This is a genomic window from Microbacterium sp. AISO3, from assembly GCF_002204305.1.
GTDB lineage: Bacteria > Actinomycetota > Actinomycetes > Actinomycetales > Microbacteriaceae > Microbacterium > Microbacterium arborescens.
Genome location: NZ_NHRF01000005.1, coordinates 18,626 through 31,041, shown reverse-complemented (window position 1 = coordinate 31,041; position 12,416 = coordinate 18,626). Strand labels below are relative to the sequence as shown.

Here is a 12,416-nt window from a genome sequence, read left to right as displayed (position 1 = left end):
GCGGATCCGGGGGGCCCGACATCCGCATTGTGTGGCGACTCGACGGAACGGGCAGGGCGTGGGAAGCCGGGCGGGTCAGGCCTCGGGCTCGCCGGAGATCAGGGCCCGCAGCCAGTCGCGCGCCTCGACGAAGACGTCGTCGGAGTACCGCTCGGGATAGCGGACGATGGCGCGGTCGGCGCGCGGATACGACCCGAGGAACAGCACCTTCGGGCTGAAGCGCCGCACGCCCATGAGGGCATCCGCCATGCGCTCGTCGGCGACGTGGCCGTCGGCATCGATGACGAACCGGTATCGTCCGAGGGCATCGCCGATCGGCCGCGACTCGATCAGCGACAGGTTGATGCCCCGGGTCGAGAACTGCTCGAGCAGCTCGAGCAGTGCACCGGGGTGGTCGTCGGGCAGCTCCGCGATGAGCGAGGTCTTGTCGGCGCCCGTCGGCGACGGCGGCGCGACGGTGCGACTCACGAGGACGAATCGAGTGACCGCGTGCTCGTTGTCGCCGATGTCGGATGCCAGCAGCTCGAGGTCGTGGTGCTCGAGGATGCCGGGCGGGGCGATCGCCGCGTCGGCGTCGCTGACTCCGTCGATGAGGCCGACCGCTGCGGCGACGTTGCTCGCGGCGGGCAGGTGCGCATGCTCCGGCAGCGTCTTCAGCAGCCACTGCAGGCACTGCGCATAGGCGACCGGATGCGCGGCGATGAGCGACACGTCCTCGATGCGCGTGCCGGGCCGCGCCACGAGCACGAAGTTCACGGGCACGAGGTACTCGCCGACGATCCGCAGACCCGGCATCGTGGCCAGCGCGTCCTGAGCCGTCGAGACACCGCCGTCGACAGAGTTCTCGATTGCTATCATCGCGGCATCCGAGCGTCCGTCCACGACATCCGCGAGCGCTTCGCCGACGTTGCGCACCGACCGCCAGATCTGGTCGCGCGCCTCGGGCACCTGGGCGAGGGCGGCCTCGGTGAAGGTCCCCGCCGGCCCGAGATAGCTGTAGGTGCGGCGGGCGGGCTGGTCGTCGTGCTCGGGCGTCACGCAACGAGCCTAGACCGGCGCACCCGCGGCACGCGCACGCTGGTCACGAGCACGCCGAGCACGAGCACCGCTCCGCCGACGATCTCCGCGGCCGCGGGGATCTGTCCGAGCAGCGCTGCGGCCGCCGCCATCGCCACGACGGGCGCCAGCAGCACCCACGGCACGACAGCCGCGGAGGGGTTGCGTGCCAGCAGTCCGTTGAAGATCGCGTAGCCGACGAGGGTGCACAGGCCCGCGGTGTAGACGGTCGAGATCAGGGCCCGGATGCCGAACCCGGCAAGACCCGCGCCGATGGCTTCCGGTCCCTCGAACACCAGCGCCAGCACGAGCGCGGGCACCGGCACGACGAGGGCAGACCACACGGTGAGCGAGAGGGCCCCGAGCGGCCCGCGTCCGGTGACGACGCCCGCGCGACGGGCGATCACGTTGCCGACGGCCCACGACAGCGCGGCGCCGAGCGCGAGGACGACGGCGAGCGCGGGAGCGTCTCCCCCACGGCCGGCGGCGACGGTCGCGAGCCCGGCGATCCCAAGACCGACGCCGATCACCTGCCCCGGTGTGGGGCGTTCCCGCAGCGCCCCGGCCGCGATGACGACGGTGAACACCGCCTGCGCCTGCATCAGCAGCGCCGCGAGTCCCGGCTGCAGCCCGAGCCCGAGAGACAGGTAGAGCAGCGCGAACTGGCCGAGGCTCATGAACAGCCCGACCCCGATCACCGACCCCCACCCGGCACGAGGGCGCGGGACGACGAGCGCGAAGACGGCGACGGCGGCGAACCGGATCGCCACGAACAGCAGGGGCGGGATGCCGGCCATGCCCCAGTCGATGACGAGGAAGTTGAATCCCCAGAGCGTCGCCACCGTAGCCGCCAGGATCATGTCGCGTCGAGTCACGAGGCTCAGTCCACCGCTCGGGACGATCAACGACAAGCGATGCTTTCTCCACCTGAATCGGTAGCATTTCTTCATGATCGATCTGGATGCCGTGCACTCGCTGCGGACCGTCGCGCGGGAGGGCAGCGTCGCGGCCGCGGCATCCGCTCTGGGGTTCACACCCTCGGCGGTGTCGCAGCAGATCAAGCGCCTCGAGCGCGAGACCGGTGTCGCACTGCTCGAACGCGTCGGCCGCGGCGTCGCCCTGACGGCTGCCGGCACGCAGCTCGTGGTCGGGTCGACGCCGATCCTCGCCGACCTCGAGCGACTGCGCGCCGACCTGCACGCCGGCGTCGGTGCGGACGACGACGGCCGAGTCACCGGCGAGCTGCGCCTCGCCGCCTTCTCGACCGTCGTGCGCGGGCTGCTGGCTCCTGTGCTCGTGGAGCTGGGGGACGCCCACCCAGACCTGCGTCTACCCGTGCGCGAGAGCGAGCCGTGGGAGACGGTGGCACTCGTCGCCTCGGGCCAGCGCGACCTCGGCATCGTCCACCAGTGGGGCGGCGTCGCGCTGGCGATTCCCGAGAATCTCGTCGTCACTCCGCTGTTCACGGATGTCGCCGACGTCATCCTCCGACGCGACCATCCGCTCACCGATCGCGACGTGCTGCATCCGGCCGACCTCGCGCGCGAGCAGTGGGTCGCCACATTCGACACGACCATCTGCCGCCAGTGGCTGCGCCGGCTGTTCGACGGCATCGGCGGCGCACCCCGCGTGCTGTACGAGTCGATGGAGTTCGAGAATCACATCGCGCTCGCCCGCACCGGAGCCGTCGTCGCGCTCGTGCCGCGCCTGGGACGCGGCGACCTCGGGCCCGACCTCGTCGCGGTGCCGACCGCGGCTCCCGCGTCGACGCGCGACATCGCCGCGGTCCACCGGCGCTCGCAGGCCGACTCCCCCGCGCTGCGTGCAGTCCTCGCTGCGCTGCTCGCCACCGCGAACGCGCAGGATCGGCCGTGAGTGCCGTGTCAATCCGTCACCGCCGCGGCCAGAAGCGGGCAGACTAAGCACCATGAGCCGTGCAGGAGCGCCCGCAGAAGCATCCGACCTCATCGACATCGATGAGCTGATCGCCGCCTACTACGACCGGAAGCCGGATGCCGCGGTCCCCGGGCAGCGCGTCGCGTTCGGCACGAGCGGCCACCGCGGTTCGTCGCTGTCGACGAGCTTCAACGAGGATCACATCCTGGCCACGACGCAGGCGATCGTCGACTACCGGCGGGCTCAGGGCATCGAAGGCCCCCTCTTCCTCGGTCGCGACACGCACGGACTGTCGCTTCCCGCCGAGCGCAGCGCCATCGAGGTGCTCGTCGCGAACGGCGTCGACGTGCGCGTCGACTCCCGCGACTCGTGGGTGCCGACGCCCGCGCTCAGCCACGCGATCCTGACCTACAACCGAGGTCGCGCGCTCGACGATGCGGGTCGCGCCGACGGCATCGTCGTGACGCCCTCGCACAACCCGCCGCGTGACGGCGGCTTCAAGTACAACCCGCCGCACGGGGGACCTGCCGACACCGACGCGACCTCGTGGATCGCCGACCGCGCGAACGAGCTCATCGCCGCAGGCCTGGTGGGCGTGCACCGCACCCGTCACGCCGACATCGACCTCGACGCGCTCGGCCAGTACGACTTCCGCGACGCCTATGTGAGCGACCTCGCCACAATCATCGACGTCGACGCGATCAAGGCATCGGGCGTGCGCATCGGGGCCGACCCGCTGGGCGGCGCCTCGGTCGAGTACTGGGCGCTCATCGCCGAGGTCTACGGCCTCGACCTGACGGTCGTGAACCCCGAGGTCGACCCGACCTGGAAGTTCATGACGCTCGACTGGGACGAGAAGATCCGCATGGATCCGTCGTCGCCCTCGGCGATGGCCGCGCTCGTGGCGCGCCGCGAGGAGTACGACATCCTCACCGGCAACGACGCCGACGCCGACCGCCACGGCATCGTGACGCCCGACGCGGGCCTGATGAACCCCAACCACTACCTCGCCGTCGCGATCGACTACCTCTTCGCGAACCGCCCCGGCTGGCCGGCGGATGCCGCGGTCGGCAAGACCCTCGTCTCGTCGATGATCATCGACCGCGTCGCCGCGTCGCTCGGCCGCGAGCTGCTCGAGGTTCCCGTGGGCTTCAAGTGGTTCGTTCCGGGCCTGCTCGACGGCTCCGTCGCCTTCGGCGGCGAGGAGTCGGCGGGGGCCTCGTTCCTGCGCAAGGACGGCAGCGTGTGGACCACCGACAAGGACGGCATCCTGCTGTGCCTGCTCGCCGCCGAGATCCTCGCCGTCACCGGCAAGACCCCCTCGCAGCGCTATGCCGAGCTCGAGGCCGAGTTCGGGTCGTCGGCCTACCAGCGGGTGGATGCCGCGGCCACGCCCGAGCAGAAGGCCGCCCTCGGCAAGCTGTCGGGCGACGCCGTGTCGGCCACCGAGCTGGCGGGCGAGCCCATCACGGCGAAGCTCTCGCACGCGCCCGGCAACGGTGCAGCGATCGGCGGCCTCAAGGTGCAGACCGAGCACGCGTGGTTCGCCGCGCGCCCCTCGGGCACCGAGGACGTCTACAAGCTCTACGCCGAGAGCCTGCGCGGACCCGAGCACCTCGCCGAGGTGCAGGCCGAGGCCCGCGCCGTGGTCTCCGCCGCGCTCGGCGCCTGACCGGCATCCCCGCATCGCACCCAATGCACGGCCGAGCGCCGTGTGCACGACCTTCGAGCGCGGGCAGGCCGTACGCTCGCGGCGAAGTCGTTCACTCGGGCGAGTGCGGTGGTCAGGTCTGACGGCGCCGGGATGCCGAACGCGGCGGCGCCGAGCGCAGGTGCGTCGTCACGCTGCCGAGGATGCGCGCGAGGTCCGCGGCATCCGCGTCGGACAGCGGCGCGAACAGCAGCCGGTGCACCGTCTCGATGTGGCCGGGGAACACGGCGGCGAGCACCTCGCGCCCCGCACCCGTCAGGGTGACCACCGTGCTGCGCTCGTCCTCGACGGACGGTGACCGCGTGACGTATCCGCGCTGCTCGAGCAGCGTGGCCTGGTAGGTCAGCCCGCTGCGGCTGTACACCACGCCGTCGGCGAGGTCGGTCATGCGCAGGGTGCCACCCGGGGCGTCGTTCAGCCGCGCCAGCAGCTGGAACTGGACGTAGCTCAGGCCGCCGGCATCCTTCAGCTGCGTCTCGACGGCGGGGCGAAGCAGGCTGCCCACCTCGGTGAAGGCGAGGTAGGCCTCCAGCTGCGTCGACGTCAGGGAGCGTGGCGCGTTCGTCATGAGCTCGATCCTACCTGTTGCTTCACATTCGAAGTAGTGTTACGTTCCCGGTATCGCTTCGAATTCGAAGCACTTGACCGCGAAGGATCAGATCATGAATGCAGTGCAGTTCTCTCAGACCGGTGGCCCCGAGGTCCTCGAGATCGTCGACATCGACCGCCCCGAGCCGGCGGCGGGCCAGGTGCGCATCCGCGTCGCCGCGTCGGCGTACAACGCGGCGGACGGCGGGATGCGCGCGGGCTTCCTCCCCATCCCGATCGAGCTGCCCCACGTGCCCGGGTACGACATCTCCGGGCACGTCGACGCGGTCGGCCCGGACGTGACTGACCTCGCGGTGGGCGATGCGGTGATCGCGTTCCTCCCGATGGAGCACGACGGCGGCGCGGCGGAGTTCGTGCTGGCCCCCGCCGACGCCGTGGCCGCCGCGCCGACGAGCATTCCCCTCGCCGATGCGGCCGCGCTGCCCTCCGTCGCGCTGACCGCGTGGCAGGCCCTCTTCGACGACGGTCGCCTCGAGTCGGGCCGGCGGGTGCTGATCGTCGGCGCCGGCGGTGTCGTCGGAAAGTACGCCGTCCAGCTCGCCAAGCGCGCCGGCATCCACGTCATCGCCACCGCGAGCCCCCGCAGCATCGACGCCGTCCGCGCGGCCGGAGCCGACCACATCATCGACCACACCGCGACCGACGTGCTGGGCGCCGTCGACGGACCGGTCGACGTGCTGCTGAACCTCGCCCCGATCGAGCCCGAGCTGTTCGAGACCTACGTCGGGGCCGTCGCCGACGGCGGGGCGGTCGTCAGCACGACGGCGTTCATGTCCACCCCGGGCGACGAGGCGCGCGGCGTCCGCGCCGCGACGGTGTTCGTCCGCCGCGATCGCGACCGTCTCGCCGAGCTGGTTCGCCTCGTCGACGAGGGCGCGCTCACCGTCGAGGTCACGCGGCGCATCCCCCTCGCCGAGCTCCCCGCGCTGCACGCCGAGGCAGCCGAGAGCGGCATCGCGGGCAAGGTCATCGTCCTCCCCTGAGCCAGACCCAGCTCCCGCCCCGCGTCACACACAATGCACGGCCGAGCGCCGAGTGCACGGCCTTCGAGCGCGAGCAGGCCGTGCGCTCGCGGCGAAGCCGTACGCTCGGGGCCGTGCGCTCGCGCGAGTCAGCGCGCGAGCAGCTCGGCCAGGCGCGGCAGCTGCGACTCGTCTTCCAGGGCGGAGCCGACCGCGACGACACGCACCCCGGCATCGAGGAAGTCGGCGGCGTTGGCGGCGTCCATGCCGCCGGTCGCGACGAACCTCACGCCGGGGAACGGACCGCGGATGTGCCGGAACCAGTCCGCGCCGAGCCACTGCGCGGGAAAGGCCTTCAGCCACGTCAGCCCGAGGGCGACCGCCTGCTGCACCTCGCTCGGCGTGGCGACGCCGGGCAGGATCGGGATGCCGCGCTCCTGGGCGGCCCGGACGACGTCGGGGTCGAGGCCCGGCGACACGACGTACGCCGCGCCGGCGTCGGCGGCCACGGCGACCTGCGCCGGCGTCAGGATCGTGCCGGCGCCCACGGCCTTGCCCCGCTCGGCGCCGAGACGCGCGACCTCGCGCAGCGCCCGCTCATCCTCCGCGGTCTGCAGCGGAACCTCGACGGAGTCGATGCCGAGATCCCAGGCGGTCGTCGCGAGGCGCACCGAGCGCTCGAGCCCCATGCCCCGAAGGATCGCCATCAGCGGTGCGCCCGCGAAGACGGCATCGAGAGCGGCGGCCTGGTCGGTGGTCGCATGGTCGACGGGCGACGTGGTCATGGGGAGGTCCTTTCGAAGGGGATGTCGGCGACGGGCGACCCCGCCGCGTCGTCGGGGAAGTCCCCGGTGGTGGCCATCGTGAGCGCCGCACGCGCATGGCCGGATCGCAGACGCGCGGCGGAGCCGGCACCCGCCAGCAGTGCGGCGAGGTAGCCGCCGGCGAAGGCGTCGCCGGCCCCCACGGGCTCGACGACGTCGACGACGAGAGCGGGCTCGAAGACCACGCCGTCGTGCGCGAACAGCGTGGCACCGACGGCACCATCCTTGACGATGAGCTGCGGGGCGTCCGGCAGCAGGGCACGCACCGCATCCGCATCCGCGGCGCCCCAGAGCGTCTCGGCCTCATCGCGGCCGACGAACACGATGTCGGCTGACCGCGCCAGCTCGAGCAGCGGGCCGGCAGCCGCCGCGGCGCCCCACAGCGGGGCCCGGTGATTGACGTCGACGCTCACGGGGACGCCCGCCCCGCGCGCGCGATCGACGATCCGACGCAGGAACGCCGGGGCCGTGCCGCCGAGCGCGGCCGTGATGCCCGAGACGTGCAGCAGCGCGACGCCGTCCCACGACAGAGCGTCGGCGTCGGCCTCCGAGAGGTGGGCGGCCGCCGACCCCGCCCGGTAGTACGCGACGCCGTGACCGGGGTCCTTCAGGTAGAGGCCGGTCGGGTGATCGGCGTCGATGACGACCCGCGAGACGTCGACTCCGCGCGCACCGACCCGCGACACGACGCGCCGGCCGAGGGCGTCGTCGCCGACGCGGGAGAACCACGCGGCGGGCTGACCGAGCGCGGCCGCGTGCGCGGCGACGTTCGACTCCGCTCCCCCGGCGTCGATGCGGAACACCTCGGCGTGCTCGAGGCGCTCCGCCGCCGCGGGCGCGACCATCGCCATGGTCTCGCCCGCCGTCAGCAGCGCCCCATGCGGCACCCCACGCACGGGCCTGCTCACTTCAGGGTCGTGATGGGTGCGGCATCCATGTCGTCGAATGCCTGGTTCTCGCCCGCCATCGCCCAGATGAACGAGTACGCCGCGGTGCCCACTCCGGAGTGCAACGACCAGCTCGGCGAGATGATCGCCTGCCGGTCGGCGACGACGAGGTGCCGGGTCTCCTCGCGCTCACCGAGCAGGTGGATGACGCGGGCGTCCTCGGGCACGTCGAAGTACAGGTAGCACTCGGTGCGACGGTCGTGGGTGTGGGCGGGCATCGTGTTCCACATCGAGCCCTCGTGCAGCGTCGTCACGCCCATGACGATCTGACAGCTCTTCACGCCGTTCTCGTGGATGTACTGATTGAGCGTGCGGCGGTTGCTCGTCACCTGGTCGCCGAGCTCGCGCACCGTCCCCTCGCCCGGTGACACGAGGGCTGCCGGGTAGGCGGTGTGCGCGGGCGCCGAGAACAGGTAGAACTGCGCCCCGGTCGAGGCGCCGCCCTCCTCGCGCTCGCCCGCGTCGGCGAACACGACGTCGCGGATGCCGCGGCCGAGGTACAGGCACGCCCCCGTCACGAGCGTGTGGACCTCGCCGTCGGCGGTCACGGTACCGGTGCCTCCGACGTTGATGATGCCCACCTCGCGGTGCTCGAGGAAGTAGTCGCTGCGGATCTCCGGGTAGCCCGGAAGCACCAGCTCGCGGCCGGCCGGCTCGGCGCCGCCGAGGACGATGCGGTCGTGGTGGGTATAGACGACCGTGATCTCACCGGGCACGAACACCTCGGGCACGAGGTACTGTTCGCGCAGGTCGGCGGTGCTCATGCCGGGGATCTGTGCGGGGTTGGTCGCGTAACGCTGCTGCATGGGGTTCCCTTCTGGGGCGGAGTCGGCGGGATGCCGGTGGTGGAGCGGTGGCGGCCGGAGATCGGCTCAGCGGACGAGCCAGCCTCCGTCGACGGGCACGATCGCGCCGGTGACGTAGGCCGCGGCATCCGAGGCGAGGAAGACGAACGCGCCCTGCAGGTCGCCGGGCGTACCCCAGCGGCCCGCGGGGATGCGGGCGAGGATCGATGCCTCGCGGTCCGCGTCGGCCCGGATCGGCGCGGTGTTGTCGGTCGCCATGTACCCGGGCGCGACCGCGTTGACGGTCACGCCCGACGCGGCCCACTCGTTCGCGAGAGCCTTGGTCAGTCCCGCGACGGCGTGCTTCGAGGCGGCGTAGCCGGGCACGAGGATGCCGCCCTGGAACGACAGCATCGAGGCGACGTTGATGATGCGTCCCGACCCCTGCGTGATCATGCGGCGTCCGGCGGCCTGCGACAGGTGGAAGACGGCGTCGAGGTTCACGGCGAGGACGTCGTCCCAGTCGGTGGCCGGGTGCTCGGCGGCGGCGGCGCGGCGGATGATGCCGGCGTTGTTGACGAGGATGTCGATGCCGCCGAGCTCGGCGACCGTCTCGGCGACCGCGTCGGCGAGCTGCTCGGGCGTCGCGGTGCCGAGGTCGAGGCGGATGCGGTGGGCGCGGCGTCCGGTGGCGGCGATCGCCTCCGCCGTCTCGGCGGCGTCACCACGGTCGAGCAGCGCGACGTCCGCGCCGGCCTCGGCGAGCGCGACGGCGGCGCCCTGGCCGAGGCCGCGGGTGGAACCGGTGACGAGGGCGACGCGGCCGTCCAGCCGGAAGGAGTCGAGGATCATGCGGGGCCTCCGATGAAGGTGGTGGTCAGTTCGCCGAGGCGCTCGATGCGCACGGTGACCGCGTCGCCGGGACGCAGCGGGCGATGGGCGGCCTGCGCGTCGGGCAGCTTCTGCGGGGTGCCGGTCGAGATGACGTCGCCGGGTTCGAGCGTCATGACGCTGCTGAGATACGACACGACGCGCGCGACCGAGAAGATCGTGGTGGCGGTGGACTGCGAGACGGTCACGATGCCGTCGCGGACGACCTCGACGAGCATGTCCTGCGGGTCGCCCGCCTCGTCAGACGTGACGAGCCACGGCCCGAGCGGCGCGAAGCCGTCGAAGCACTTCCCCAGCGCCCACTGGCTCTGCCGTCGCTGCCATGAGCGGTCGGAGACGTCGTTGAGGATCGTGTAGCCGGCGACATGCGCGAGGGCGGCCGCCTCGTCGACATCCTTGGCCCGCCGCCCGATGACCACGGCGACCTCGCCTTCGTAGTCGACGTCGTCCGCGACCGCAGGCACGATCACGGGGTCTGTCGGCCCGCCGAGGGTGTTGGGGGTCTTCACGAAGACGTCGGGGAACGCGGGATCATCGGCGCTCGGGTCGACGCCGTCGGGCACGTGCCCGCGGTAGTTGTAACCGAGGCAGAGGATCTTTCCCGGACGCACGGGCGCCTCCAGTCGCACCGACGACAGCGCGGGATCGGCGAGGTCCGCACGCGCCGCCGCGCGGTCGAGCGCGTCGCGGTCGGCGGCGAGCAGGTCGGTCAGCGTGGCCGGGCCGAGGTCGACGACGCGGTCGACACCGTCCACCGCGACGATGGCGCCCGACCGGACGGCGCCCTCGGTATCGACCGCGCGGGCCGCGCGGTAACGGACGAGCCTCACCAGTACGGCTTCCAGTCGGGGCGCGCCGCGCGCACGAGGGCCTCGAGGTAGAAGTAGTCGCCCCACAGGGTGCCCTCGTCGACGCCGACCGACTTCGGCAGGTCGTAGACGCTGTGCAGGAGCACCGCATCGGCGGCCTGGGGGCTTTCGGGCGTGTAATTCTCGATGAGCGACGCGAGGATCTCATGGGCCGCCGTCCGGTAGCGCGCGGCGGCATCCGGGGCGGCATCCGGGTCGCCCTCGAGCACGCCGGCGAGCTCGAACAGCCCCGACACCGCGATCGCCGCGGACGAGCTGTCGCGGGGCGCATCCGCACCGTCGGTGTAGACCATGTCCCAGAAAGGGACCCGGTCGCTCGGGAGGTGCGAGAGGAAGCGTTCGGCGCAGCGACGCGACGCGTCGAGCAGGGCGGGGTCGCCGGTCGCACGGTGGTTCATCGCGAAGCCGTAGATGCCCCACGCCTGACCGCGCGCCCAGCACGAGTCGTCGAACGCGCCCTGCTCGGTCGCGCCGCGCAGAGGCTCGCCGGTCTCGGGGTCCCAGTAGAACGTGTGGAAGGTGGTGTCGTCGTCGCGCAGGATGTGGGTGCGCAGCTGCGTCGTGTGGCGCCGCACGGCATCGGCGAAGCGCTTCTCGCCGGTCTGCTCACCCGCCCACGTGAGTAGCGGCATGTTCATGAGGCTGTCGACGATCGTGCGCCCGCGCTGCGCGGGGTCGGAGAGGTCGCCCCACGCCTGGATGATGCCCGCGGGTTCGAGGAACCGGCGCATCAGGTGATCGGCGGCCGCCAGGGCGGTTTCACGGGCGGCTTCGTCGCCGAGGAGCCGGTAGGGCGCGACGGAGGCGAGGCTGTAGAGGAACCCCAGGTCGTGGGTGTCGAGGTCGTCCTCGTCGCGGAGGCGCCGCGCGAAGTCCGCCGCGTGCGCGAGCCCGGCATCGCGGAAGAAGGTGTCGCCGGTGATCTCCCACGCGATCCACATCATCCCCGGCCAGAAGCTCGTCGTCCACCCGCGGTTGGCCCCCGCGGGGAACCCGCCTGCCGCAGGGCGGATCGGGTAGCGGTCGTCGCGCGTCGTGTCGTCGGGGTACGTCTGACCGAAGGTCTCGATGTTGCGACGCAGCGTGCTCAGGGCATCGGCGATCGCCGCTTCGAGTGCGGCGGGCGCCGTGCCCGCGGGCGCGCCGAGATCGGTTCCGGGGAGGGATGTCATGTCGAGGGGTTCCTTCGGGATTCAGACGGTCTGGGGTTCGGGGTCGCCGAGCACCGGACGGAGGAGGTAGCGGGCGTTGGCCCAGGCGAGATAGAGGGCCGGTGCCGAGGTGAGGCCGATCGCGATGGCCGGCATCGCGACGAACAGGCCGGCCTGCAGCGCGAGCACCGCGAGCGACACGAGACTCAGCCACCAGCGACGCACGCTCAGGAAGACCGCCGCCCGTGCAATCGAGCGCAGCGACGCATCGGGCTCCTCGGCGAGGGCTGCGAAGGCGACGAGGCCCGCCGCGAGGAGGAGCACCGTGAGCACTCCGAGCACGGGCACGACGGCGACGCCCGCCTGCAGCGGCGCGAAGAAGCGGACGTCGACGAGCACGACGACGAGGGCGGCCACGACGACCGTTCCCAGCGCGAGGGCCTTGCGCCACGAGCGCTTCCAGCTGCGGATGAACGTCCGCACGACCTGGTTCTCGCCCTCGCCGTGGGCGCGGAAAGTCGCGAACGCCGCCGTGATGCCCGTTGCGCACAGCGGCGCGACGACGGCGAGCATCGGCCACGACAGCGCGGGGTCGGTGATGACCAGCAGCACCACGAGCGGCAGGCACGACGCGAGCAGCAGCAGGTTCGTCATAAGTCCGAGGTAGACGACGCCGAAGACGGTCGCGTACGTGTTGTGCGAGATGCGCTTCACG

The 12,416-nt window shown here is 72.1% G+C and carries 13 protein-coding genes; 3 read left to right on the top strand and 10 right to left on the bottom strand.

Translation table 11 applies throughout. The features are described 5' to 3' along the window. Window positions 1-75: 75 nt before the first annotated feature. Together pheA and CBF90_RS08875 are read right to left on the bottom strand one after the other, a co-directional pair. Entirely contained in the window at window positions 76-1,038 is a 963-nt protein-coding gene (gene pheA / locus CBF90_RS08880) for a prephenate dehydratase (protein ID WP_023952439.1), read from the bottom strand. After that, window positions 1,035-1,931 (bottom strand): EamA family transporter, encoded by an 897-nt coding sequence (locus tag CBF90_RS08875; protein WP_088380500.1) that lies wholly within the window; start codon window positions 1,929-1,931, stop codon window positions 1,035-1,037. The genes pheA and CBF90_RS08875 overlap by 4 nt, the downstream gene beginning before the upstream one ends. A gap of 73 nt (window positions 1,932-2,004) precedes the next feature. Between CBF90_RS08875 and CBF90_RS08870 the strand changes: the two genes are divergently transcribed. Beyond that, window positions 2,005-2,931 carry a LysR family transcriptional regulator gene (locus CBF90_RS08870; RefSeq protein ID WP_088380409.1) on the top strand — a complete coding sequence of 309 codons (927 nt, stop codon included), beginning with the start codon at window positions 2,005-2,007 and terminating at the stop codon, window positions 2,929-2,931. 52 nt (window positions 2,932-2,983) lie between these two features. Beyond that, a complete protein-coding gene (gene pgm, locus CBF90_RS08865; protein ID WP_088380408.1) occupies window positions 2,984-4,624 on the top strand; it encodes a phosphoglucomutase (alpha-D-glucose-1,6-bisphosphate-dependent) in 1,641 nt (546 codons plus the stop codon). A 112-nt stretch (window positions 4,625-4,736) separates the two neighbouring features. Here the strand turns inward: pgm and CBF90_RS08860 are convergent, their stop codons facing one another. After that, window positions 4,737-5,231, bottom strand: a complete 495-nt coding sequence (locus tag CBF90_RS08860) for a MarR family winged helix-turn-helix transcriptional regulator (RefSeq protein ID WP_064956181.1) — start codon at window positions 5,229-5,231, stop codon at window positions 4,737-4,739. A gap of 94 nt (window positions 5,232-5,325) precedes the next feature. Here CBF90_RS08860 and CBF90_RS08855 point away from each other — a divergent pair, with 94 nt between their 5' ends. Then, window positions 5,326-6,255, top strand: a complete 930-nt coding sequence (locus CBF90_RS08855; RefSeq protein ID WP_088380499.1) for an NADP-dependent oxidoreductase — start codon at window positions 5,326-5,328, stop codon at window positions 6,253-6,255. Between the two features lie 128 nt (window positions 6,256-6,383). On the opposite strand, the gene CBF90_RS08850 is transcribed toward CBF90_RS08855, so the two are convergent. From CBF90_RS08850 to CBF90_RS08820, 7 genes are all read right to left on the bottom strand, one after another. Next, window positions 6,384-7,019: a bifunctional 4-hydroxy-2-oxoglutarate aldolase/2-dehydro-3-deoxy-phosphogluconate aldolase gene (locus tag CBF90_RS08850; protein ID WP_064956182.1), complete on the bottom strand. Its 636-nt coding sequence runs from the start codon at window positions 7,017-7,019 to the stop codon at window positions 6,384-6,386. Next, window positions 7,016-7,954: a sugar kinase gene (locus CBF90_RS08845; protein ID WP_023952446.1), complete on the bottom strand. Its 939-nt coding sequence runs from the start codon at window positions 7,952-7,954 to the stop codon at window positions 7,016-7,018. The genes CBF90_RS08850 and CBF90_RS08845 overlap by 4 nt, the downstream gene beginning before the upstream one ends. 8 nt (window positions 7,955-7,962) lie before the next feature. Next, window positions 7,963-8,811: a 5-dehydro-4-deoxy-D-glucuronate isomerase gene (gene kduI / locus CBF90_RS08840; protein WP_088380407.1), complete on the bottom strand. Its 849-nt coding sequence runs from the start codon at window positions 8,809-8,811 to the stop codon at window positions 7,963-7,965. Between the two features lie 66 nt (window positions 8,812-8,877). Further along, complete coding sequence (gene kduD, locus CBF90_RS08835; protein ID WP_023952449.1) at window positions 8,878-9,642, bottom strand: 2-dehydro-3-deoxy-D-gluconate 5-dehydrogenase KduD; 765 nt, start codon at window positions 9,640-9,642, stop codon at window positions 8,878-8,880. Continuing rightward, window positions 9,639-10,511: a fumarylacetoacetate hydrolase family protein gene (locus CBF90_RS08830; protein WP_088380406.1), complete on the bottom strand. Its 873-nt coding sequence runs from the start codon at window positions 10,509-10,511 to the stop codon at window positions 9,639-9,641. Before CBF90_RS08830 ends, kduD begins: the two co-directional genes overlap by 4 nt. Continuing rightward, window positions 10,508-11,722, bottom strand: coding sequence for a glycoside hydrolase family 88 protein (locus CBF90_RS08825; RefSeq protein WP_088380405.1), 1,215 nt, complete (start codon window positions 11,720-11,722; stop codon window positions 10,508-10,510). The genes CBF90_RS08830 and CBF90_RS08825 overlap by 4 nt, the downstream gene beginning before the upstream one ends. Window positions 11,723-11,743: 21 nt before the next feature. Then, entirely contained in the window at window positions 11,744-12,415 is a 672-nt protein-coding gene (locus CBF90_RS08820; RefSeq protein ID WP_088380404.1) for a DUF624 domain-containing protein, read from the bottom strand. Between the last annotated feature and the right edge of the window lies 1 nt (window position 12,416).